At 50.4% G+C, this 22,924-nt stretch carries 21 protein-coding genes; 17 read left to right on the forward strand and 4 right to left on the reverse strand.

Annotated elements, in window-relative coordinates:
- Positions 1 to 19 precede the first annotated feature (19 nt).
- The 3 genes from SNR34_RS04645 (at position 20) to SNR34_RS04655 (ending at position 3,598) form a co-directional block, all read left to right on the forward strand.
- Positions 20 to 1,195, forward strand: a complete 1,176-nt coding sequence (locus SNR34_RS04645) for an alanyl-tRNA editing protein (protein WP_343262135.1) — start codon at positions 20 to 22, stop codon at positions 1,193 to 1,195.
- 167 nt (positions 1,196 to 1,362) lie between these two features.
- Positions 1,363 to 2,667, forward strand: coding sequence for a DUF1963 domain-containing protein (locus tag SNR34_RS04650; protein WP_486181260.1), 1,305 nt, complete (start codon positions 1,363 to 1,365; stop codon positions 2,665 to 2,667).
- A gap of 55 nt (positions 2,668 to 2,722) precedes the next feature.
- Positions 2,723 to 3,598, forward strand: a complete 876-nt coding sequence (locus SNR34_RS04655; protein WP_486181261.1) for a PhzF family phenazine biosynthesis protein — start codon at positions 2,723 to 2,725, stop codon at positions 3,596 to 3,598.
- Between the two features lie 154 nt (positions 3,599 to 3,752).
- Here the strand turns inward: SNR34_RS04655 and SNR34_RS04660 are convergent, their stop codons facing one another.
- A complete protein-coding gene (locus SNR34_RS04660; RefSeq protein ID WP_486181262.1) occupies positions 3,753 to 4,316 on the reverse strand; it encodes a hypothetical protein in 564 nt (187 codons plus the stop codon).
- A 433-nt stretch (positions 4,317 to 4,749) separates the two neighbouring features.
- On the opposite strand from SNR34_RS04660, the gene SNR34_RS04665 reads away from it, so the two are divergent.
- From SNR34_RS04665 to SNR34_RS04695, 7 genes are all read left to right on the forward strand, one after another.
- On the forward strand, positions 4,750 to 5,205 hold the full coding sequence (locus tag SNR34_RS04665; RefSeq protein ID WP_236421049.1) for a GNAT family N-acetyltransferase: 456 nt from the start codon (positions 4,750 to 4,752) through the stop codon (positions 5,203 to 5,205).
- A gap of 268 nt (positions 5,206 to 5,473) precedes the next feature.
- Entirely contained in the window at positions 5,474 to 6,829 is a 1,356-nt protein-coding gene (locus SNR34_RS04670; protein ID WP_486181263.1) for an amino acid permease, read from the forward strand.
- A gap of 169 nt (positions 6,830 to 6,998) precedes the next feature.
- Positions 6,999 to 7,715 carry an endonuclease V gene (locus tag SNR34_RS04675; protein WP_486181264.1) on the forward strand — a complete coding sequence of 239 codons (717 nt, stop codon included), beginning with the start codon at positions 6,999 to 7,001 and terminating at the stop codon, positions 7,713 to 7,715.
- A gap of 377 nt (positions 7,716 to 8,092) precedes the next feature.
- A complete protein-coding gene (locus SNR34_RS04680; RefSeq protein ID WP_343261408.1) occupies positions 8,093 to 8,500 on the forward strand; it encodes a hypothetical protein in 408 nt (135 codons plus the stop codon).
- A 310-nt stretch (positions 8,501 to 8,810) separates the two neighbouring features.
- Positions 8,811 to 10,100 carry a WXG100 family type VII secretion target gene (locus tag SNR34_RS04685; protein ID WP_343261409.1) on the forward strand — a complete coding sequence of 430 codons (1,290 nt, stop codon included), beginning with the start codon at positions 8,811 to 8,813 and terminating at the stop codon, positions 10,098 to 10,100.
- A 34-nt stretch (positions 10,101 to 10,134) separates the two neighbouring features.
- Positions 10,135 to 10,659 carry a hypothetical protein gene (locus SNR34_RS04690; protein WP_343261410.1) on the forward strand — a complete coding sequence of 175 codons (525 nt, stop codon included), beginning with the start codon at positions 10,135 to 10,137 and terminating at the stop codon, positions 10,657 to 10,659.
- A 1-nt stretch (position 10,660) separates the two neighbouring features.
- Entirely contained in the window at positions 10,661 to 10,861 is a 201-nt protein-coding gene (locus SNR34_RS04695; protein WP_236421035.1) for a hypothetical protein, read from the forward strand.
- Between the two features lie 282 nt (positions 10,862 to 11,143).
- Here the strand turns inward: SNR34_RS04695 and SNR34_RS04700 are convergent, their stop codons facing one another.
- Complete coding sequence (locus SNR34_RS04700; RefSeq protein WP_486181265.1) at positions 11,144 to 12,049, reverse strand: LysR family transcriptional regulator; 906 nt, start codon at positions 12,047 to 12,049, stop codon at positions 11,144 to 11,146.
- A 142-nt stretch (positions 12,050 to 12,191) separates the two neighbouring features.
- Here SNR34_RS04700 and SNR34_RS04705 point away from each other — a divergent pair, with 142 nt between their 5' ends.
- The gene (locus SNR34_RS04705; protein ID WP_486181266.1) at positions 12,192 to 13,235 is read left to right on the forward strand and encodes a 2,3-butanediol dehydrogenase; all 1,044 of its coding nucleotides are present in this window, start codon (positions 12,192 to 12,194) and stop codon (positions 13,233 to 13,235) included.
- Between the two features lie 97 nt (positions 13,236 to 13,332).
- Here the strand turns inward: SNR34_RS04705 and SNR34_RS04710 are convergent, their stop codons facing one another.
- Together SNR34_RS04710 and SNR34_RS04715 are read right to left on the reverse strand one after the other, a co-directional pair.
- Positions 13,333 to 13,845, reverse strand: coding sequence for a GNAT family N-acetyltransferase (locus SNR34_RS04710; protein ID WP_486181267.1), 513 nt, complete (start codon positions 13,843 to 13,845; stop codon positions 13,333 to 13,335).
- Positions 13,846 to 13,971: 126 nt separating this feature from the next.
- On the reverse strand, positions 13,972 to 14,736 hold the full coding sequence (locus SNR34_RS04715) for a helix-turn-helix transcriptional regulator (protein WP_339276214.1): 765 nt from the start codon (positions 14,734 to 14,736) through the stop codon (positions 13,972 to 13,974).
- Between the two features lie 196 nt (positions 14,737 to 14,932).
- Here SNR34_RS04715 and SNR34_RS04720 point away from each other — a divergent pair, with 196 nt between their 5' ends.
- The 6 genes from SNR34_RS04720 (at position 14,933) to SNR34_RS04745 (ending at position 22,817) form a co-directional block, all read left to right on the forward strand.
- Positions 14,933 to 17,251, forward strand: coding sequence for a beta-L-arabinofuranosidase domain-containing protein (locus SNR34_RS04720; protein ID WP_486181268.1), 2,319 nt, complete (start codon positions 14,933 to 14,935; stop codon positions 17,249 to 17,251).
- A 75-nt stretch (positions 17,252 to 17,326) separates the two neighbouring features.
- Entirely contained in the window at positions 17,327 to 17,902 is a 576-nt protein-coding gene (locus tag SNR34_RS04725; RefSeq protein ID WP_486181269.1) for a Uma2 family endonuclease, read from the forward strand.
- Positions 17,903 to 18,230: 328 nt separating this feature from the next.
- Positions 18,231 to 18,959: a hypothetical protein gene (locus tag SNR34_RS04730; protein ID WP_343261416.1), complete on the forward strand. Its 729-nt coding sequence runs from the start codon at positions 18,231 to 18,233 to the stop codon at positions 18,957 to 18,959.
- A gap of 16 nt (positions 18,960 to 18,975) precedes the next feature.
- A complete protein-coding gene (locus SNR34_RS04735) occupies positions 18,976 to 20,664 on the forward strand; it encodes a vWA domain-containing protein (RefSeq protein WP_343261417.1) in 1,689 nt (562 codons plus the stop codon).
- A gap of 28 nt (positions 20,665 to 20,692) precedes the next feature.
- Complete coding sequence (locus SNR34_RS04740; protein WP_343261418.1) at positions 20,693 to 21,832, forward strand: toxic anion resistance protein; 1,140 nt, start codon at positions 20,693 to 20,695, stop codon at positions 21,830 to 21,832.
- 223 nt (positions 21,833 to 22,055) lie between these two features.
- A complete protein-coding gene (locus tag SNR34_RS04745; RefSeq protein ID WP_486181270.1) occupies positions 22,056 to 22,817 on the forward strand; it encodes an SH3 domain-containing protein in 762 nt (253 codons plus the stop codon).
- Positions 22,818 to 22,924: the final 107 nt, after the last annotated feature.

Genomic DNA, 22,924 nt, shown 5'->3' on the forward strand with positions numbered 1-22,924 from the left:
AGAAGGGACAGAAGAGACGATGACGCACAAATTATATTATGACTCTGCATACACACGGGAGTGGCATACGCGCATTACCGGCAAAATGGACAAAGAGGACGGAACCTACGTGACGCTGGCCGAGACGGCGTTTTATCCGCACGGTGGCGGTCAGCCTTGCGATCTGGGACAAATCGGCGGAGTTGACGTCCTGGACGTCATTTCCGAAGGGGATGAGGTTTGGCACAAGGTGGAGCGTGCACCTGAGCAAGAGGAAGTGGATTGCCGGATCGATTGGGAGCGCCGGTTCGATCATATGCAGCATCATACCGGTCAGCATCTGTTGTCTGCCGTTACGTTGAAGCTGGCGGACGCAATGACGCTCAGCTTCCATCTCGGTACGGACTATGCCACGATCGACGTCGCTTCGGCTGAACTGGGAACCGAGCAGATTGCCGCCATCGAGCTCGAGGCCAATACGCAAATTTACCGCAATGCCCGCATCGCCGCTTCGTGGGTTACGGCAGAGGAAGCGGCGAGATTGCCGCTCGTCAAACAACCGTCGGTGACGGAGAACATTCGCATCGTGGAGATGGAGGGTGTGGAATACAATGCCTGCGGCGGAACGCATGTCGCATCCACGGGCGAGATCGGCATCATCAAAATTTTGAAAACAGAGCGCGTGAAGGGCAGTACCCGCATCTATTTCAAATGTGGCTTCCGGGCGCTCGAAGAATTCGGCGCCGTGCAGCGCGTAACCCAAGCGATCTCCGCGAAGCTGAAGACGGGCAGGGACGAGCTGCTGGAACGTTTGGACAAGCTGGAAGCGGAGCAGAAGCAGCTTCAGGCCGAAATATCCGCGGTCAAAGCCGCGAATGATACATATTTTGCCCAGGAACTGCTCGCACAGCGTCAAGGGTTGGTCATCGCGCAAGTGTTTGAGGACAAATCCGTCAAAGACATGCAAAGCCTGGCGACCAAGCTGACCGCCGAGCATGAAGGCATCGTGCTGTTTGTTTCGCGTTCCGAGGCCAAGGTCGTGCTCGCGCAGAAGGGTCAGCCGCATTGGGCGTGCGGAGCCTTTTTCAAAGGCAACCTGGGTGCGTATCAGGGCAAGGGCGGCGGCAGTGACAGCATAGCTCAGGCGGGATTCCCAAGCGTCGATGAGGCGCTTGCCTTCTTTGAATTCACCCGGGACCAATTGGGGCACCATTGAGGCATAAAGGGTATCGGTATCGGGCAATAAACAGCATGACAACTCGGGCACGCCACTTCGTGGCGTGTTTTTTATGCATCCATGGCTAGCAAGAATACTTCATCCTTCCCTCCGAGGCGTATGGTATACTCGTCCCTAGAAGATTTTACCTCAAGGAGGGTGATCCCATGGCGGAACGAATTCCGTGCGCAAGGGAAGGATGCGGCAATACCGTTTTACCGGCCACGGCGGCCAAAACCGGCGGCATTTGCATGCCGTGCAAGCAGGAGATTGAGCGGGAGGAACGTCGCAGGTACATCGAAGCAAATCGCCGGGACGTGAACCTGTACGAAGGTATTTCGGATCCGGTGGAGATTCTGAGCATCATGCATACCGATCAGCCTCGCGATCCGTTGATTCATTACCTCCCTTATGAACGTTCGAAAGAGCAGGTATATCTGTCATTGTCGGAACAAGAGCAGCTTCGCATGGCTGACCTTGCAATGGAGATGATCCGGGACGGCGATGAGGATACGGGGACGGAAATCCTGACGCTGCTATCGGGATATCACGATCTGCCCCTTACGGCATATTTGCCGGAATTGCTGGAATATGAAGTATATTATCCGGCCATGTTGTTCCGAAGCGCGTCACCTTCGCTGCGGGATCGGCTGTTGCGAGAGGTCGAGACGGACGACGAGCACCGCAATCATTTGCTGCTGATGCTGGCTTATATCGGGGATGAGCGGGTTGTGCGGCAGTTCCGGGAATGGAGACAGTCGCCGCCGGCGTGGAGAGATCGGCTGCATGTGCCTCCGGAGCATTATGCGATGGAAGGGGGCTGGGAGCTGACGGCCGAAGGAACGCGCAGAGATTTGTTTATCCAGCCGAGTTATGCTTTGTTTCGTGTACGGGAGCAGGAGAACGCGGCTGCTTTCGAACACGGCGACCCTGTGCGGATGTTGGCGGTTAACTCGGCATGCTGTCCGTGGTGTAACGGGCCGTTAACCACGTTGATCGACCTGGATGCGGGGCACCCGGCATTGGCCGGTCTTTCCTGGAAGGCGGATCGGTTTGCTGCTCGGACCTGTGTCGTTTGCAGTTGTTATGGAACAGTGTATATGGAGATCGACGAACAAGGTGAGCCGGTCTGGAGCGAACATAATGTGATGCCGTACAGAGCGGGAGAGATGGACACGGATGATTATGATGGTTCATTTACTGCGGTAACGGACCAATTCCGAATCGCGCGGGAGCCCCGGCATCCGTTTCATGGCAGCGAGTGGGCGATGGAACCTTCCTTGTCCCAGATCGGCGGCCATCCCGGCTGGGTACAGGACGCGGAATACCCGAATTGTCCCTGCTGCTCAGCTCGGATGAAGGCAGTCGGCCAGCTTGATTGGGGAATGGTCGAGGAGTACGGTGAAGGCATGTACTACATATTTGCCTGCGAGCCATGCGGAATGACGGCTGTATCGTATCAGCAGAGTTAATTTGCGCGAATTTGGGAACATCAGCCTTTCAATGATGGGAGAGGACGAGCTTAACATGAAGGTGGAAGTATATACGTTAAATGCGTTTGCAAAAGGGGAGCGTGGCGGGAACCCGGCTGGCGTGGTGTTGGATGCTGCTGCGCTGGATGCTGCCGAAATGCAGCTCATTGCAAAGGAAGTGGGTTTCTCGGAGACGGCTTTTATGGAGGAATCTACGGTTGCGGATTACAAAATCCGTTACTTCACGCCCACGAACGAGGTCGATCTGTGCGGACATGCCACGATTGCCGCATTTGGACTGCTGCACTCGCTGGGTTTGGCAGAGGCGGAAACCTCCTGCACCATAGAAACGAAAGCCGGAGTTTTGGATGTCGATATCGGCGTCGATGGCCTCGTCTATTTGTCACAGGCTTTGCCGCAATTTTTTGAAAAGATATCCGCTGAGGAAATCGCCCCATCTTTGGGGGTGGATGCCGACGATTTGGAAGCAGGGCTGCCCATCCAGATTGTTTCGACGGGGCTGCGGGACATTTTGATTCCGATTCGCAGCAGGACACTCTTGAATAAGGTGCAGCCGGATTTGGACGCCATAACCGCCATTAGCCAAAAATACGATGTGGTCGGCTATCATCTGTTCGCGTTGGATACTCCAGACGATGCAGTCGCGGAATGCCGAAATTTTGCGCCGCTTTACGATATTCCCGAGGAGAGCGCGACAGGAACCTCCAACGGTGCACTGCTCTGCTATTTGTATAAATATGGTCAACGATCTTTGCGGAAAGCGGAGGATGTCACCTTCAGGCAAGGGTATTCCATGGATTGTTCTTCCGAAATCAAGGCCGGATTGCGTCTGAGCCAGGATGGGGAGATTAGTCAGGTTCGGGTTGGCGGTACAGTGTCCGGCATTGAACGAAGACATATCATCATATAAGCGGTTTGCAGACGATTTTTTGGGAAAGTTAGTCCGAGGCTGTTAGGGTTAAATTATAGTAAAATGGACAGGAGAAATAATATCTCCTATCCACTCATTGCAACAAAAATAGATAATGAACATGGTAGGCTAAAGGTTTAAACTATTAAAACAATTAAATACCTTTATAAATGTACCCGTTCCCTGATACGCTGTACCCACTATGATTGAATACATGTATATGGTATGTACCTTTTGGTACCCTTATTTTAGTTTTAGTATTGGTGTCTGTATGATTTCCGAAAATGTAGCCCTCGCTCACTTTTGCACCAGTATTTGGATTTGCGAAAATATAGGATACCGTTGGGCTACGAACGAGTTGTAGACTATCGGCCCATTGAACTGCTGTGACATCGTAATATCCATCTTCGGATACTGTGATAGTTTGTCCTGTGTTATAGAGCCCGTTTTTTTCTAAAGATTCGAATTGCCATACTGCAAGTGGTCCAGCCAATGTTGTAAATTCAACGGATGATGTTTGATTTGTATTCGCTGTCTGGCTGCCATCAAGGGTAACTAAGTTACTCAATAACTCGGCAGCTTCTTCATCCGTAAGGATTACTTTACTGTGTGTTTCAGAATAAACTTCATTCGACTCTAAAGCAAAAGCACTTGTACTAAAGGAGAAAACTAGGACAACGGTAAGAAAGAATTTAGAAATAAAACCCATTTTCTTCAAAAAATTACCTCCTAAGTATATAGTTTTAAATACCTTTTTCTATTATACCTAAATTATGGATTAATAGTCAAATAAAAAATATATAGTTAAGTTAAGAGATATAACTGAATAAAATGGAACCATTCCGTTCGGTGAGGCATAGGTTCCATATTCCATTATCTTCAGATTACCTGATTTCTCGGTTAGTTTGGGCTGGCTTGCGGATTCTCAGGGACTGATCCTATCCTCAACTTTAGTCAAAATAAAACTGATTATTGTCATGAACGGACATGAAATCAAACTCAGCAGTAATTCACGACAGTGTTACCTGATGAGTTGTGATAAAACCTGACATGGTAGTAAAATAGGAGAAAGTTGAAATTTGAACATCCGCATTTTCGGCAATGGTTGCAGGGTATTCGGGTGGTATCATACGTTGGCAGGAGTGGTCGGATTGGAGATTCGGGTAGACGATTTAAGCGGAAATCAAGTTAAAGCATTGATCGCGGAGCATTTGGCAGGCATGTTTGCCGATTCGCCGCCGGAAAGCGTGCATGCGCTGGATCTGGAAGGATTGAAAAGGCCGGAGGTAACGTTCTGGTGCGCATGGGAAGGCGAAGAACTGATGGGCTGCGGTGCGATGAAGGAGCTGGATTCGCAGCACGGCGAACTGAAATCGATGCGTACGGCAGCGGCGCATTTGCGCAAAGGCGTGGCAAGGAACATCCTTGCCCACATTATCGAGGTGGCGAAAGAGCGGGGTTACAAGCGCCTCAGCCTGGAGACAGGATCGATGGATTCTTTCATTCCCGCACGGAAGCTGTATGAGGATTTCGGTTTCAGTTACTGCGGACCTTTCGCCGATTATGCGCCGGACCCGAACAGTGCCTTTATGACGAAAGAATTATAGACGGAGATGGAATAGACCGATCCGGAATGTGTTAAAACAAAAACGAATAGGCATTAAATGCGAATAAATGGGAGCTTTGCAATAATGCAGGGCTTTTTTTCATCTTTCCAATCGATCCTCCTTGACGTCTCAATGTGGGTGGTTTTGGATATAAAAAACTTACGTGCTGAGTCATGAATAATCGGGTATACTGGACATTATGTTGTTTAGCGCTTGAACGCCAAGAAGCTATGCAGACAGACGTTTTACTCGGGAGGACTTCAATTCAATGGCTCAGACAGAAGGAACATTGCAAAAAAAGCTTAAGGCAAGGCATATCAGCCTGATGGCCATGGGCGGCGTCATCGGAACGGGCATATTCAAAGGCAGCAGCGAAACGATCGGACTGGCCGGCCCCGGCGTCGTCATTACTTACATTTTCGCGGGATTGCTGTTGCTCGTGGTCATGGCCGCGATGGCCGAAATGGCCACCGTGTACAAAAACAAAAACATGAAAGACTTCATCCAGCAGGCCTTTGGCAGCAGGGTATCTTTCGTCATGGGATGGATGTATTGTTTCCTGTGGCTCTCCGTCTGCGTGATTGAGGTCATCGCGGCAGGCAGCTTCCTGCAGTACTGGTTCCCGGGGGTGCCGCTGTGGGTGCTCAGCCTGTTGTGTGCCGCGTTCATAATATCGGTCAACTTGCTCAGCGTCGGTGTCTTCGGCGAATTTGAATTTTGGCTGGCAGGGATCAAAGTAGCGATGATCATCATCTTTATCGTGCTTGGCGCGGGGTTGATCTTTGGCATCATTCCGAGCGATAATACCCCCTATCTGCAAAATTATACCCAGTCCGGCGGCTTCCTGCCGAATGGCTGGTCATCGATTTTCTCGGCGCTGCTCGTGGTCATGTTCTCTTACGGCGGTTCCGAACTGATCGGTATGACCTTGACTGAGACGGAAAATGCGGAGCGCGTGCTGCCCAAAGTGGTGGGCAACCTGATTCTGCGCATCATGCTGTTTTTCACCTTGCCGATCCTTATTATTTGCGGGCTCATTCCGTGGAATGAACTTGGACCGGAGAGCAGTCCGTTCGTGCAGGTGCTTGCGTCCACCGGGTTGCCGGGCGCGGCACACATCATGAACTTCATTCTGGTGACGGCGGTGCTGTCCGCGGCCAATTCCGGTATCTACGGAGCATCCCGTATGTTGCATTCCATGGCCGTCGGGGGAGAAGCGCCGAAGGCGTTGGCCCGCACGAATCGCAGCGGCAGCCCGATCAATACGCTGCTGTTTTGCACGGTCATTTTGCTGGCAGGCTCCTTGCTCGGACTGTTCGCCCAGGACCAGTTGTTCCGCGTGCTGCTGGCGGTGCCGGGCTTCGTCGTCATCCTGGTCTGGATCTGCATCGCGGCATCGCAGTTGAAGCTGCGCAAGCAATATCCCGTGCAGCCGACCTTCAAGCTGTGGGGATTCCCTTACATTACGGGAGCGGTGGTGCTGTGCCTTGGCGTGATCGCCATTATGTTTATTTTCGATGAGGGAAACCGGTTCAGCATCAGCATTTGTCTTGCGGTGTTGGCGGTTCTAATCCTCTGGTCACTCTTACGTTTTCGGAAAACGAAGGGACGGCAAGCGGCGTAAGCAGCGAGCTGCAATCGTTGTATGGAAAGACAAGAGGTGGTAGGCATTCTGACTTGGCGTCAGGGTGCCTTTTTGTTTTTTTGCGTGTAATGACAGTGTAGAATAGAGGGGATTAAGAGAACGTGGATGCACAATGAAAGGAAGGGAATGGGGAAAACTGATGAAAGCCATGGAGCAAATATTGCCGGATCAATGGACGGAGGAAACGTTCAATCAGATCCAGTTGGAATTGGTTCGCCACATTGAATTGGAAAATCGACTGGAGCAAGAGAACATTCATCTTGTCGCTGGCGTTGATCTTGCATATTGGGAGAGCGCAGGAACCACGCATGCCGTATGCTGCATCTGTGTCGTGGATGTTCGCACACATGCCGTGCTGGAGGTGCAATCGCTGCGGGACGAGATCAAGGTGCCTTATATTCCGGGGTATTTGTCGTTCAGGGAGCTGCCGCTGATCATGGACACCTTCAAGCAGTTGGAGCACGATCCGGACATCGTCATGTTCGACGGCAACGGATTCCTGCACCCGCGGAATATGGGCATTGCCACGCATGCCTCCTTTTATATGAACAAACCTACGATTGGCGTTGCAAAGAGTTATCTGAAAATCGGCGACACGGACTATGTAATGCCCGCGGATAAGGCGGGAGCTTACACGGATATCGTCGTTGATGGCAGAGTATACGGGCGCACGCTGCGCACGCACCAGAACGTCAAGCCCGTGTTCGTGTCCTGCGGGAACTGGATCGATCTCGATACGGCCACCGGCATGGTGCTGGGGCTGGTCAATAAAGAGAGCCGATTGCCGATCCCTGTACGGCTGGCCGATTTGGAAACGAAGAAGTGCAGGGCTGCCGTTATGCGAGAGTCGGAGGTAACGGAGTGAGTAGCTGGCAGGTGGATCTCTAACGAACATCAGCGGTCTTATTTGCGTATTAATGGGTAATATCCATGCTTCGAAGGTGGAATAGCGTTTCTCAGGTTCGTTACATTTTCAGACGTGCCAATCTGTGGTGAATAGCGTGTCTGATGTTCGTTAGAATTTATGTACAGTCCGGAGGTGCGTTCGCCGGGAATTTTCTCGAAGGGCCTGAAGGGGAGCACGTACTAGACTAATAAACCAACAGCCTCTGCAAAATTATCTGTGTTTACTTTGAAAATAGTTGATTCAGAACGAGATACATCGTTACAACGATCATAGTAACACCTTGAACAACAGTGGTGACGGTAGGTTGATTAAACTACGAATAGTTTGGGGGTATTATGAAACTTTCGGATATTAAAAATTTACCTGATGTAATGTCCAAAGAAGATTTAAACAAACACTTTGAAGCTTACTTGGATTTGGTTGAAAACGTAGAGAAATTGGACAGCATAGACGTTTTAGAAACATTATCCGAATTGGCGGATAGAAAGGTCTATACCTACGAATTGTTGGAAATTAATCTACGATCAAGAGTGGATCATATTGTGCAACAACTGTGGGATGTTTCATCTGCGGAGTTAGTTGATCATTACGCTTATGTAGTTATAAATCTAAATTTGACAAAAAGTTATGAGTTAATGAAGTCAGCTTTGAACAGGGGTCTGGACAAGCAAGTTAGGGAAATCATTGAAGAGACGATCAATGAAGTTGGAGAAGACATAGATACTCCTTATAAATCGAACTGATTCATAAGCAAATGTCAACAGTAAACGTGACTTCATATTGAGGAAAAGTTAACTCTAAAATTAATATGTTGGGATAGACGAAGTAGGAAGATTAGGATGAGCAGAACCAAGATTAGGTTCCAAGTACTGCTATATTTCGGATGTATATGGGGTGCTGAGAACTATATAAAAATACATCGTTAGTAGCTACCTATTCATTGGGGAGTTTACTATAATAAAGCTTCATTTTATTATCGAACCGTGTTCTTATGCCAATAAAATTCGGAAGTAAATATTCGTTTAACAACCAACATATTATATGAGGTACTCCATGACCACAATAAAAGTAACCCCAGAGCAACTTCTTGCCGTATCCAAACAGTTCGAAGTCGCCCAGCACCGGATTTACCAAATGAATAATAACTTGAAACAACGGTTGTTTGAAATTGAGAGAGGGTGGAATGGCAGCACAAAAGAAAGATTTTATGTTGATTTCACTCATGCACAGCAGGTTATGGATAACTTTGTCACCTTATCAATGTCAATATCGAAAGAACTCAGAGGTCATGCGGAAAAGTTCAAACTGGTCGATAGTCAAACCGTACAATCTTATGACCCGAGGTGTGCACCACCGCCGCCAGATGAATGCAGGGCTCCTGCAGTGGATACTCGTAATGTGTTCCAAAAATCGGCTGACAGTTTGGCAGAGTTGGGTCGTGCATTCATGCAATCTGCGGAAGATCGATATCAAAAACGTTATGATAGTATTGGTGGATTTTTGGATTACTGGACGTTCGGTATTCCTAGTGGACTCGTTCAAGGGTATATGGATCGTGCAGATAAAGCGTTCAATTCTCCCAATGATACAGCCAATTGGCTTACATTCGGTATTCATGGCACGATCCGGGAGGCTACCTTCCCAACCAATGCCTGGTCTAGTGAGCACTGGGCTAATATGATTGGTATGGGAGGAATGTTGGTCGGCACCGGATATGCCTCTTCTCTCATTAAGCCGCATAATCTACTGACATCATCAGGAGGCGGTGTGAAAATAAATGCCTTCAACCGTCCACCGGGTACAGGACAAATGACGGGAGGCTTTAATGGATTTCAAGATCAACGTCTTCGAGTAATAGAAAATATATCCGAGTCCAAAAAGGCGAGAGAATCCTCTAAATTTTCCGAGTTTGTGGAGAAGGAAAAAGAGTTTGGGAAAAATAATATTGAAGATGAAACGGTTGCCTATTACAGAGTTCAAGGTGGTGGAAGTGGTAGTAAAACCAGCCAATATAGAATTGTTGTACATGAAGATGGTAGTATAGAAATACCAAACAAAAAAGCTGATTTAAATGTTAGTGCTTATGACTTGGAACACGCACTTTACTACAGAGATTCCAAAAGGCCTGGTGGAGAAATAGTGGAATTCCAAGTCCCGAAATGGTTAGATGATTTTGTGAAAGAGACACTAATACCTCAAGACGGTTACAAAAATAATCCTCTTAATCAGCAAGGGACAGCGGTTAAAATAGTTGATCCTACAACGCCAGGAACAAGCTATGAGTTCCCTGTACCTTGGATGGAATGGCTAGAAGAGTATGGAGGCAGTGCTAAGAAAAGATAGAAGAATTTCATGATGTTTAAATGGAGATGAATTTGTGACCAACCAACCTGTTTATGCTGACATTATTATTGTTGGAGTTTATTATAAAAATATTTTTAATTGGTATCTAACCGATAAAGATTACTGGATTTTGGATTTAAACAAACGTAGAGAAGATTTTTTGAAGGCTGGCTATAGTTATGATTTAGATCCCATTCTAGACTTTAGATTTAACATTGAAGTTGTTAATGAGGAAACAGCAGAAGAGTTTCTGAATGCAATTGATGGATACAAGGTTAATCTAGATGACATCAGAACAATTATAGAGTCAGGGAACTACGGGGATACCATTCTATCTGTGGCTCCGTCGCTCCTCGTTCATTTTGACCATAAGAGACTAGTCTCTAATTTTCCCGAAACATTACCTTTTGAGAAATATGTCCCTAACGGTTGGTCTGGTGAGTATGCAAGTTTTGAAGATGATATTCCATCTAACGAGCGTTATTGGGTTATACAGGGTGTGGATGAAATAAAGAAACGATATCAAGTAGAGCAAAATCATTTAAAGGAGGAGGACTAACATGAGTGACAAACTAACCATAATTAGCGATAAATTTCGTAAAGGAAATACTGAGATTGAGGTAGAGGGACTTACTGTTGTGATCGATGGGACTATAAAACAAGTTTTTGATAAGATAAAAGTAGAAAAGGAATATGACAATTACACCGATATTCTTAGAGATGCGCTCATGCTTGGCCTAAATTCAATCATTAAAAAATGAACAGACTCTAACGCTTTTGGCGTTGGAGTTTTTTTGCCCAATGAGCCTGAATCGTCTATGGTGGTGTCGGATGCGGCAACGACTGCACTTGCGACCGCTGAGTCCGGCAAACATAGCATGAACCTTATGAAGAAACAGATGGAAAATATCTCGGATGTGTCGGATGGAGTAGTCTGCTGCTGTGGTGGCGCAAACCTCAGACATGCTGGAGCAGCAGACGAACGAGATGAGCGAAGCCGTGAGAAAAGTGAAGGTATAACAGGGAGCTTTGTATACACAAGATTACAGATGATCCAGCTCGATGGCCTGTCTGAAACGCCGGGCGAATCGTTCTGCGGCAGCGGCGACCTCTTTGGATTCCGTTTGCACGAAGCCGATTTGCATCTTGGGCTGTTCGATCTCGGCAATCTCGACCATTTTGACCAAACCTTCTTTCCACAGCGGATGCTGGTAAAAGGAGTAGTCGTGGCCGATTGTAGCTGCGATATTGTTTTTTAACACGGTACTGATGGCTTCGGAGTTATTGGTTTTGAACAGGATGGACAGTGGTCCGTAATCATACGTGAACTCCCGGAGAAAATCCTCGATGAAGCCGTCCCGGTACAGGGCGAGTTTATGTTCTTTCAATTGGTCAGGCGTAACGCGCGGCTGTTTGGCCAATTCGGACAGATGATGGGTGCATACGACGAGCTTGCCGGAATACATGGGCGTGAAATGCAGACCGTCGAATTCCCACAGCTGCTTGGTATAGATCGCGATAAAGCCCAGATGGGTTTTGTTGTTGCGTATATCCTCAATGATCTCCATCGACCCTTTCTCTTCAATGGCAATGCTTAGCTGCGGATGCTCCCGCTTCATCTCTGCAGCAGACTGGACAAGATAAGGCATGACACTGGGGAAAGTAGCCACATGAAGCTCTCCGGTCAGGGAGGACGATTCGGCGTTCAGCGATTTCAATTCATCGATTCGTTGCAAAATGTCTAACGCTTTGGCAATAAATTGTTTGCCTTCAGGCGTGGGGTGGGTACCTTGTCTGGAGCGTTCGAACAGGGTCATCCCCAGTTCTTTCTCCAGTCGATGAACGGATTGGCTAATCGCGGATTGCGTGACATGAAGATGCTCCGAGGCAGCGGAGAACGATTGGGTTTTGGCGATTTCGACGACATATTCAAGCTGTTCCAGATTCATGATCTCATCTCCGTTTAGTATTAATATATCTAATGTTAACATTAATATCTATAAATATGAATAATACATGAACGGCGATATAATAAAAAGACAAGCATGACATTCATTGCTATTAGGCATGTAGACAAAGGGGATGAACGTGATGAAAGCAGCGGTATGGTATGGACATAAAGACGTTCGTGTGGAAGATCGCAAGGTTCCGGTCGCTCAGGAGGGTCAGGTTAAGATAAAAGTGGAATATGCCGGCATTTGCGGCAGCGACTTGCACGCTTATCACCATGGTGTAGGGATTCAGGAGGGAGAGAATCATCCGCTCTCGGGACAGAAAGCGCCGTTGACGCTCGGGCATGAGTTTGCAGGAACCGTCAGTGAACTGGGAGAGAATGTAAGCGGTATCAGCGTAGGCGACCGGGTCGTCGTAGAACCGCTCTATCATTGCGGAAAATGTGAGTACTGTATCCAGGGACGGTATAATCAATGTACCGAATTCGGATTCGTTGGGCTGAATGGCGATGGCGGTTTTGCCGAGTATGTAGTGGTCGAAGCCTATATGGTGCATCCGTTACCGGATAACGTATCCTTTGAGGAAGGCGCGCTTGTAGAGCCGACAGCTGTAGCTTTTCACGCGGTGCGTCACAGCAAGCTGAAAGTGGGGAACAAGGTAGCGGTATACGGAGCCGGTCCGATCGGTTTATTGACCATTTTGTCGGCCAAAGCTGCCGGTGCCTCTCAAATCTATGCCGTCGATGTGTTTGAGGAACGCCTGAACCTGGCAGCCCAATTGGGAGCGATTCCGGTGAACAGCGCCAAAGTCAATGCCACGGAAGTCATCCTGCAGCAATCGGGTGGAATCGACGTTGCATATGAAGCGGCTGGCGTGCAGCCAACGATGGACAGTGCTGTAACCGTAGTCAAAAAAGGCGGGGAAGTCGTGGTCATCGCTGCGATTCCGAACCCGCTTCAAGTGAACTTCTTCGAACTGCTGGTCAAGGAAGCAAATCTGACCGCGACATTGGCGTATCGCCATATCTTTCCAGAGGTAATCTCGCTGATTGCAGAAGGAGCACTTGATGTGAAACAGGTCATCACCAAAAAGATCAAATTGGATGATATCGTGCAGGACGGCCTGGAGCTGTTGATGAGCGATAAGAGCCATGCGAAGATTTTGGTGGAGATCGGAGGCTAAGCTAAGATTTTAAAATAAAGTTGAATGATGCAAATGATGCAGCACTTCAACGAAAAGGACCGCTCGGGTGAGCGGTCTTTTTAACATGGATCCCTCACTATGAATCATAACGGTAGCAGATAGCTTTGCCTCCATTCCCCTCAGAGCTGAACTCCGCATCCTCGACAAAGCCGAAACGTTCATATAATCGGATGGCATTCACCATCTGACCGCCCGTATAGAGATAGACCGTATTTTTTCCCATGGCTTTGGCGGATTCGACGCATTTCTGGAGCAATGCCCGTGCAATCCCGTGACCCCTCCACTCCGGATCGACGCCCAGCAAACGGATAAACGGATAATCGATCGGCAATTCAAAATTCGGATAGGCTTTGTGCGCCGTTTCGAACAATTGAACCGTGCCCACAATCCGGTCTTCGATCTTGGCAATCCACAATTCCGTCAGGTACGGATTGTCCACGGACTCCCTGATATCTTTTAAGTAAGCCTCCCATCGGTCCGCTTGTTCGAACGTCTCCCGATACTCGGCGTAACTCGCCACAAGGATATGTACAATGTCGTCATGGTCAGCTTTGGTGGCAGGATGAATCGTAATGGCAGCCGTTGTCATCTTTAATCCCCCTTATCTTATGGGTTAAGTTAGAAATGTAATTATCATGCATTGTATCACAACCCATTTCATCGGATTCATTCAAATTTTCTATATGCGACTCAGTCATTTCTATAGACCAAGGCATTATCGATTGAGCTGCGTCGAGTACAAGTGATTGCGATATTCGGTCGGGGTGTTGCCCTCGTATTGCTTGAACATGCGCAGGAACAGCTTGTAATCGGAGAAGCCGCACTGTCCGGCAATTTCTTTCACGCTGGCATTGGTGTTCAGCAGTAGCTGTTTGGCTCGGCGAATCCGTTCCGTGAGAATGTAGGTTTTGAGTCCGACTCCCTTCTCGCGCTTCACCATTTTGGAGATGTAGTCCTTGTTAAAGTTAAAATTCTCCGCGATCTGGCTCACCGTAATGTTCGTATGCAGATGAATGTCGACCCACTTGCAAATATGGTCCACAATCGCATTGTGCGGGCGATAATCGGCCTGGATGTTACGCTTCAGCTCTCGGAGCAGCAAGAGGGTAGCCGCATCGGCTTCCTCCGGTGAGAAGGACGACACATGCAGCAGCTGCTTGAACAGCTGATTGGCCATGGAAGGCACCTGAATGGTGGCATGCGTCGGAAAGTGCCGGAACTCTGCCTGCACGGCATCATAGTGAACCCAGTAAAAGCTGACGGGCGCGTCGCTGATCCGGTAGCCGTAATGGGTGCGGCCAGCTCTCAGGAACAGCAGATCATTGGCACGAACGACGAACCGCTCCTCTTCTTCCGCGATGTACATCTCACCTTCCAGCATCAAAATGATCTCGTGAACAGGCATGCTGCGCCGCATATGGCTCCAATTGCCTTCGGTGATGAACTTGCCGCACAGGTAATGTTCCAGTGACTTTCGCATAGGACGGATTTATCCACCTTTTCTTGGATTATGAGTCTGATGTAATTGTATTTTATTTGATAATATGGGGACATTCAAGCCATCAGGCGAACAGTGCAGCTTCGAGCGGATGGATGATAACCACGGATTTTACCCTTTATATCACAGGAGAGCATTTATACAGCCTGAGATTACATACCGAGAAGGAGTGAGCATCATGATCGATACGAAAAAAGGATTTCTAGGTCCGGAACATGTTGACTTGTTGGATGGCATCTTTCAAACATCGCAGGAGGTCGGAGAACGGTATCTGCTGTCGCTGGACATCGACCGTTTTCTCGCTCCATGTTTCGAAGCGCACGGATTGACTGCCAAAAAAGAACGGTACGCCGGGTGGGAAGCCCGCTCCATCAGCGGCCATTCCCTTGGACACTACATGTCGGCGCTCGCCGTCACCTACCAGGCCACAGGCCATGAAACGTTAAAAGAAAGACTGGATTACGCGGTCAGCGAGCTGGCCTCCATTCAGCAGGCAACGGGCAGCGGGTACATCGGCGGTTTGTCCGAAGAAGCGTTTCGTATCGCCTTTCGGTCAGAGCACATCGGCAGCTTCAATATTGGCGAATACTGGGTGCCTTGGTACAGCGTGCACAAAATCTATCGCGGACTGATCGACGCCTACAGATTGACGGGCAATGAAGAAGCGCTGGATGTCGTCGTACGCTTCGCCGATTGGGCCGTGGCCGGCATGGAAAAGATGACGGAAGAGCAGGTGCAGCACATGCTTCAATGCGAGCACGGGGGCATGAACGAGGTGTTCGCGCAGCTGTACGGGTTTACCGGCAAACCGGAGTATTTGGAGACGGCCGAACGGTTCACCCACCAAATCATCCTGAAACCGCTCGAACGCAGAATCGACGATCTTCAAGGCAAACACGCCAACACCCAGATTCCGAAGGTCATCGGCGCAGCCGAAATCTACAATCAGGACCCGGCGCGGCAGAGTTACCGGAGAGCGGCGGAGTTTTTCTGGAGCACGACCGTCAATCATCGTTCCTACGTATTTGGCGCAACGAGCATTTCGGAGCATTACGAGGCGAAGGGCATGGAGAGCCTTGGCATCAAAACCGGGGAGAGCTGCTGCACGCACAACATGCTGCATTTGACGAAGCAGCTCTATGACTGGACGCCGGACAGCGCCTATATGGACTATTACGAAAATGCGATCTACAATCACATTCTCGGCACGCAGGACCCGGATACGGGACACAAAACGTATTTCTCCTCCACGCTCCAGGGCCATTTCAAAATTTACGGAACGCACGACACCGCTTGGTGGTGCTGTACGGGCTCGGGTATGGAGAATCCCGGCAAATACGCCGAGGCGATCTACTTTGAGGACGGCGAGGACCTGTACGTGAACCTGTACATCGCATCTCGCCTGGATTGGACTTCTCAAGGGCTGAACCTGAAGCTGGAGACCCGATTCCCTTACTCGGAAAAAGTAACCCTGACGATCACCGAGGGCAGCGCCCCGGTCAATCTCAAGCTGCGCGTCCCGGGCTGGCTGCAGGAGCCGATGACGGTGACGGTCAACGGGGACGAGGAGCAGGCCGTCTCCCGCATCGAACCCGGGTATCTCTCCGTGGAACGGACATGGTCCGCCGGAGATACCGTGACGATTGCGCTGCCGATGGCTCTGCGCAAATATACCGCACGCGACGATGCGCACAAGGTCGCGTTCCTGTACGGCCCGATCGTGCTCGCGGGCGCGCTCGGAAGCGACGGATTGCCGGAGGATACCATCATCGACGAGACGGCGCTGAATGCCAAGACGGCACCCGTGCCGGTCATCTGGACCGAGCAGGATGACGTGACCGAATGGATCAAGCCCGTGGACAAGGACCGATTGATCTTTGAACTGTCCGGCACAGTCACCTCGGACGGCCAAGCCGTGAAGCTGATTCCTTTTTACGACATCCATCATGAATTCTATACCGTATATTGGCCGTACAATGACGAAGGCGACGCGGTGGAGAAAGCGCTGAACGACATTACGATCGACCGCGTGGAGCCGGACGGCCAGCAGGACGAAATCGGTCACCGGATGGACAGCAACTGCCGCGAGACGACGTTCCAGGGATCGTTTGCGGACGGGCGCAACAAGATGGTTATGTGGCGCGAGGCCTATGGCGTGAACGACGCTTACTTCAGTTACCAGCTTGCTGTGGAGGGGACGGCACCGAACTATCTATCCGTCGCATATTGGGGCGGTGACCATTCGCCGTTCGAACGGGACGGGTCGTTGTACAAACGGGAGTTCGAAGTGCTCGTGGACGGTATTGTAGTGGGCGACCAGCGCATTCATATGAATAAAATCGGGGAAGTCTTCCACGTGGCGTATGCGATTCCGGAGGAAGCGACGTCTGGCAAAGACAACGTAACCGTCATGTTCCGGGCCAGCGGGGAGCAGGGCTGCGCGGGCAAAGTTACCGAGGTGCGCACGACGAGAAGCAAACCGCAATCGCTTTTTTAATAGGATTTGGGGATTATGATATAGGACAAAGCCGTGATAAAATGAGGGAAAAGCGGTCATAAAGGAGCTGATCTCATGGCAAAACCCGATTCCAACGGCGTATATAGCTTTCAGGATTGGCAGAGTTGGGAAGGATCATGGGAATGGATTAACGGAAGAGCATATAACATGTCGCCTGCACCAACTTCCTTGCATCAATTTGTCGTGGGAGAACTGCACTTTTCGCTGCGCACGTTTTTCCGAAACGATGCCTGCATGGTGTTTACGGCTCCCTTTGACGTCTTTCTTAGCGAGAGTGGACAATTTGATTCGCCGGATCATGTGGTGCAGCCCGATCTGTCGGTCGTGTGTTCGAAAGAGCAAATTTCCCGCCAAGGATGCAGCGGCGCTCCTTCGCTGATCATCGAAGTGTTGTCTCCATCGACGGCGCTGAAGGACTTTAATGAAAAGTTCAACTTGTACCAGAAGTACGGCGTGGGCGAATATTGGATCGTGGATCCCGGCAACCGAACCGTACATGTATATACGCTGGAAGAGGGGAGTTACCAGAGTCGCCAGTTGTATGCGGAACAGGATCTGATCCAATCCGTACTGTACCCCGGATTGAACATCCCACTCCCAAGCCTGTTCAGGCTGAACGACGAATCTTAAGACTTTCAGAACGCTTGCGAATCCATATATGCTTGCTAATGCCCTGACACTTTCGTCGGGGCATTTTTTTTGCAGGAAGATTATACAAAAAGTGACACGTCTGCATCTTTTCTGCGTATTACCCATTACATACACTTTTTCTATAGCGGATTACTATGTTTTTCCTGCCTTGTTCCGCATCCCATTCCGTTCCCGCGTATTTTTACTTGTTGTCCTCATGAAATGGAAATGGGATAAGCCACTCTCACGTATATTTTGAATAAACGCAAAAACAAGCTTCGTTTGTCAGAAAGGACCACCCCTTTATGAAAGGAGGAACCGGATGCCCATGATGAGATACATAAAAATGCTGGGGCTGATCGTTGGCCTCGCCGCACTGAACGTGCTGGTCTTTTCCCCGGGTTTGATCGGGCTTGGTTTTGACGGAGGCGCCTTTACGACCGCGCTTGCCGTAACCCTGCTCTTCGGCAGTGCAGCCGCGCTGCTGTATGGAAGCTATGCCCTGCTGTTCAGGCAGCCCGTCGCTTTGCCGGTGAAACGGATCGAAACCCACGAAGATTACGTCGAGGCGTTATCCTTTTACAGGCGAATCAAGGTGCTGCATGAAGATATAGCACTTGCCATGTCCCAGCTGAACCGGATGAAAAACAAGAAAGAAACGCTCATTAACGTATTGAACCAGCGCTTCGAACCCGGTGAACTGAGCTACCAGAAGTTTGCGGGCGTGGCTATGGAGGTTGAGAAACTGCTCTATCTGAACATCCGCAGCATCTTGAACCGGCTGAACGTGTTCGACAAAGCGGAGTATGCAAGCATGATGAAATCGAAGCCGGCCGGGATGTCCGATCAGCTTTATCAGGAGAAAGCGAAGGTTTATCAGGATTACTTGTCCTATATGAAAAGCACGCTGCACATCAACGAGGAAATTTTGTTGAAGCTTGACCAGTTGCTGCTGGAAATCTCCCGCCTGGACGGCGTGGCAGCCGAAGAGATTGAACATATGCCTTGCATGAAGGAGATCGATCAATTGATCAGGCATACCAAACTATACAGATAGTGAGGGGTTGTAGAATATGGCGAAGAAGGGGAAGTTTTGGATCACCTCCATCGTAATGCTGGTGCTGGTGTTCGGCTTGGTTTATGCAGGCATTACGCTGACGTCCAACCTGGGCAAAACGGGTTCGCAAGTGAGCACTGAAAATGCGTCGAAGCAGCTGGCCAAAATGGTTGCGGACATCCATCCGGGCACGGCAGAGCCGGTAAAAGGGCAAATCGACCTTGACCCGGTGAATGTGGCGGACGCCCTGCCGGATATCTCGAAATTTCCGATCACGGTAGAAAGCACGACCAGTGATTACGTGGAAATCTTTTCGTCTCCGGAGAAATCGGGCACCGGCGTGGACGGTTGGCTGACGGAAGTGGCCGAGGCGTTTAACCAGGCAGGCATGCAAGTGGATGGCAAACCGGTATCGGTCAAAATACGCAACATCGCTTCCGGTACGGCTGCCGATTACATCAAGTCGGGGAAATACGTGCCTGATGCCTATACGCCATCGAACGAGTTTTGGGGCGAGATGGTCGCGGCGAGCGGGGTGAACACCGATATGGTCGCCCAGCGTTTGGTCGGCAACGTGCCCGGCATCGTCATCTCGAAAGCGAAATACGATGCGCTGGTGGACACCTACGGTTCGGTAAACGTCAAAACGGTGACCGAAGCGATTGCGAACAATGAGCTTTCCATGGGATATACCGATCCATTTGCGAGTTCGACGGGGCTTAATTTTCTCGTTACGGCATTGAACACCTACGATAGCGCCGATCCGCTCGGCGAAACGGCCATTCAAGGCTTCGAGAAATTCCAAGCCAACGTGCCGTTTACCGCGTCTACCACGATCCAGATGCGGGAAGCGGCCAAGTCCGGCAGGCTGGATGCGTTCGTGCTGGAGTATCAGACGTACGTCAATACAGCCGACCTGAAGAGCGGTTACGTGTTCACGCCGTTTGGCGTAAGACACGACAGCCCGCTCTATGCGCTCGGCCAACTGCCGGAGAACAAGCTGGAGATCATTCGCCAATTCGCCGCGTTTGCGGAAAAGGATGAATACCAGCGTTCGGCGGAGGAATTCGGCTTCAACGGCCTGCAGGATTACAAATCCGAATTGGCCACCATTGACGGCGGCACGCTGCTTGCAGCCCAGAAAGTATGGAAAGAAAAGAAAAACGGCGCCAAACCGATCGCGGCCGTGTTTGTCGCCGACGTATCCGGAAGCATGGACGGCGAACCGCTGAATCGGCTCAAGGAGTCGCTCCGCCAAGGGCAAAAATATTTGGGAACCGACAACAGCATCGGCCTCGTGTCTTATTCGAGCGGCGTAACCATAAATCTGCCGATTGCCAAATACGATACGAACCAGCAGTCCATGTTCGTCGGCACGGTGGACAGTTTGCAAGCAGGGGGCGGCACGGCAACGTTCGACGGCATCGCGGTTGCGATGAAAATGCTGGAGGATTACATGGTCGACAACCCGAACGTGAAACCGCTGATCTTCGTCCTGAGCGACGGCGAAACGAACGAGGGTCACACCCTCAAGGACATTCGCGATCTGGTGGAGACGGCTCAGGTTCCGATCTATACGATCGGTTATAACGCCGACATCAAGGCGCTGGAGAGCATATCGAGCATTAACGAGGCGGCGAGCATCAATGCGGATACCGACGACGTCGTGTACAAGATCGGCAACCTGTTCAACGCACAGATGTAATTCAATCCATGAATGAGGGGGAACGCGGATGTCATTTTCGATGGAGATTCCGAGCACGAAGGAGATTCAGGCAGTCATTGAGGAGCAGGTGAAACCCGTGCCGGCCGAGGTGGCGGAGCTGCAGCAGATAGCAAGTGCCAACGTGGAGGCGATCATGGCCCTCGATTTTGATTCGCTGGAGAAACGCCAGGAAATTTTGCAGTCGATCGAAGGGTTCGGCATGAAAACGATGAGCAGCTCTTCCGAGAAAAACGCGTTGCTTCAAGTCTCCGTCGGACACCTGTCCAAGACGGGAGACGAGGGCGGGACGGTCGCCAAAGGCTTGACCGAGCTGCACATGCAGCTGAAAGACCTCGACCCCAGCGCGGTCGACTTTGCCAAGAGCGGATTCCTTGGCAAATTGTTTAACCCGCTGCGGGCCTACTTCCTGAAGTTCCAGAAGGCGGATGCCGTCATTGCGGACATCGTCGTCTCCCTGGACAAAGGCCGGGCGACGCTGCGCAACGACAATACGACGCTGGAGCTGGAACAGCAGACGCTGCGGGAACTGACGAAGAAGCTGCAAAAGGAAATCCAGCTCGGCGTGCTGATGGACGAATCGATCGATGGTCAGATCGAGGCGGCCAAAATCCGCGGCGAAGACCCGGAGAAGGTGCGTTTCATCACCGAGGAAGTGCTGTTCCCGCTGCGCCAGCGGGTGATGGATTTGCAGCAGATGCTGGTGGTCAACCAGCAGGGCATTATGGCGATCGAAGTCGTGATCCGCAACAATCGCGAACTGATCCGGGGCGTGGATCGAGCGAAAAACGTGACCATCTCGGCATTGAAGATCGCCGTAACGGTAGCGAGCGCGTTATATAACCAGAAAATCGTGCTGCAAAAGATCGAGCTGCTGAACCAAACCACGAACGACCTGATCGCAGGTACGTCCAAGATGCTGAAGGAGCAAGGGATCGCGATCCAGAAGCAGGCCTACAATGCCAGCATTTCGGTGGATACGATGAAGCAGGCCTTCACCGACGTGCTGAGCGCGCTCGACTCGATCAGCCAGTATAAGCAGGAAGCGCTGCCGCGGATGCGCGAGACGATCGACCAGTTCCGCGAACTGGCCGACACGGGGGAGAAGCAGATCCAGCGGCTGGAGAAAGGCCAGAAGCTCGGCTTGTAGTACGTTTAAGAAGCGCGGCCCTGGACGATAAATGTGTTGATTTCGAATCTCGAATGCGACAATTCCATGGTCGGGATAATGACATTCCGGAGACGGCCCTTTGCGTGGGCCGTTTTTCATTCCCACCCCATATACAAAATTACCCAAGGGGATTACAATGAATGAAGCTCCTGCAGGAGCGGAGCAGTCGACTTTTTTTACATCATGAGCTGGAGGAATACGAATGAGGAGTTACAAGCTGTTTGCCCTGCTGGTGGGCATCTCCGTGGTTGTCAGCGGTTGTGGAGGGATTGAAATCACGATTAAGGAGGAAGGGGGCGGCACAAAGGCGGAAGAGGCTTCTCCGACGACGGTTCAGCAAGAACCGATCAGCGGTGGGAAACAGCCCGAAGCAGCGCCTGAAACGACGGTTAAGCTGGCAGACGACAGTGCGGCCAAGCCGAAGGAAGCGGATTCCGGAAACGTAGAGAAACCAAAGGAAGAAGCAAGCTATGCCGTAGAGGAAACGTCGGCCGAGCAGAGCATCGACTATATGAAGCCGACCTCTTCGGAAATCAATATGCGCGTAGCGCCGAGCATTCACGGACGTTCGGTAAAAGTGCTGTACAAAGACGAGGAAGTTGTATATTTGCATCGCAAAAATTACGATCCGACGGATGGCCGCACCTGGTATCAGGTAAGCACTGCCGACGGAAGCATCGGCTGGGTGAGCAGCAAAGTCGTCATGCAATCGGATGGCCGTTATTACGAAGGCGACACATCGGTATGGAACGAGGCAGAGTATTTGACCGTAACGGTGGCGCATGCCAATATGCGCGAAGTGCCTTCGATCAACGGGGCTGCCGTAGCCGTCGTGGACAAGGGCGACCGTTTGGAACATTGGGGCGGCTCGGTGTATGATCCGACGGATGGACGCACTTGGTACGAAGTATGGACAAGCGGCGGAAAGTACGGATGGATCAGCGGCAAAGTCATAGACCGGTAGGAATCCGACATTACATATCATAGATGCCACGGACGGTTGAGCAGAGCATACTTTGCATCAACCGTTTTGTTTTGGACTTAACAACAAGTTCGAGGAGCTGCAAGAAA

Source organism: Paenibacillus sp. XP01, assembly GCF_057364885.1.

What these genes read in the sequence shown, in the direction of transcription:
- SNR34_RS04645 (WP_343262135.1), top strand. Translation starts at nt 20, where the DNA reads ATGACGCACAAATTATATTATGACTCTGCATACACACGGGAGTGGCAT.
- SNR34_RS04650 (WP_486181260.1), top strand. Translation starts at nt 1,363, where the DNA reads ATGGCGGAACGAATTCCGTGCGCAAGGGAAGGATGCGGCAATACCGTT.
- SNR34_RS04655 (WP_486181261.1), top strand. Translation starts at nt 2,723, where the DNA reads ATGAAGGTGGAAGTATATACGTTAAATGCGTTTGCAAAAGGGGAGCGT.
- SNR34_RS04670 (WP_486181263.1), top strand. Translation starts at nt 5,474, where the DNA reads ATGGCTCAGACAGAAGGAACATTGCAAAAAAAGCTTAAGGCAAGGCAT.
- SNR34_RS04675 (WP_486181264.1), top strand. Translation starts at nt 6,999, where the DNA reads ATGGAGCAAATATTGCCGGATCAATGGACGGAGGAAACGTTCAATCAG.
- SNR34_RS04680 (WP_343261408.1), top strand. Translation starts at nt 8,093, where the DNA reads ATGAAACTTTCGGATATTAAAAATTTACCTGATGTAATGTCCAAAGAA.
- SNR34_RS04685 (WP_343261409.1), top strand. Translation starts at nt 8,811, where the DNA reads ATGACCACAATAAAAGTAACCCCAGAGCAACTTCTTGCCGTATCCAAA.
- SNR34_RS04695 (WP_236421035.1), top strand. Translation starts at nt 10,661, where the DNA reads ATGAGTGACAAACTAACCATAATTAGCGATAAATTTCGTAAAGGAAAT.
- SNR34_RS04700 (WP_486181265.1), bottom strand. Translation starts at nt 12,049, where the DNA reads ATGAATCTGGAACAGCTTGAATATGTCGTCGAAATCGCCAAAACCCAA.
- SNR34_RS04705 (WP_486181266.1), top strand. Translation starts at nt 12,192, where the DNA reads ATGAAAGCAGCGGTATGGTATGGACATAAAGACGTTCGTGTGGAAGAT.
- SNR34_RS04710 (WP_486181267.1), bottom strand. Translation starts at nt 13,845, where the DNA reads ATGACAACGGCTGCCATTACGATTCATCCTGCCACCAAAGCTGACCAT.
- SNR34_RS04715 (WP_339276214.1), bottom strand. Translation starts at nt 14,736, where the DNA reads ATGCGAAAGTCACTGGAACATTACCTGTGCGGCAAGTTCATCACCGAA.
- SNR34_RS04720 (WP_486181268.1), top strand. Translation starts at nt 14,933, where the DNA reads ATGATCGATACGAAAAAAGGATTTCTAGGTCCGGAACATGTTGACTTG.
- SNR34_RS04725 (WP_486181269.1), top strand. Translation starts at nt 17,327, where the DNA reads ATGGCAAAACCCGATTCCAACGGCGTATATAGCTTTCAGGATTGGCAG.
- SNR34_RS04730 (WP_343261416.1), top strand. Translation starts at nt 18,231, where the DNA reads ATGATGAGATACATAAAAATGCTGGGGCTGATCGTTGGCCTCGCCGCA.
- SNR34_RS04735 (WP_343261417.1), top strand. Translation starts at nt 18,976, where the DNA reads ATGGCGAAGAAGGGGAAGTTTTGGATCACCTCCATCGTAATGCTGGTG.
- SNR34_RS04740 (WP_343261418.1), top strand. Translation starts at nt 20,693, where the DNA reads ATGTCATTTTCGATGGAGATTCCGAGCACGAAGGAGATTCAGGCAGTC.
- SNR34_RS04745 (WP_486181270.1), top strand. Translation starts at nt 22,056, where the DNA reads ATGAGGAGTTACAAGCTGTTTGCCCTGCTGGTGGGCATCTCCGTGGTT.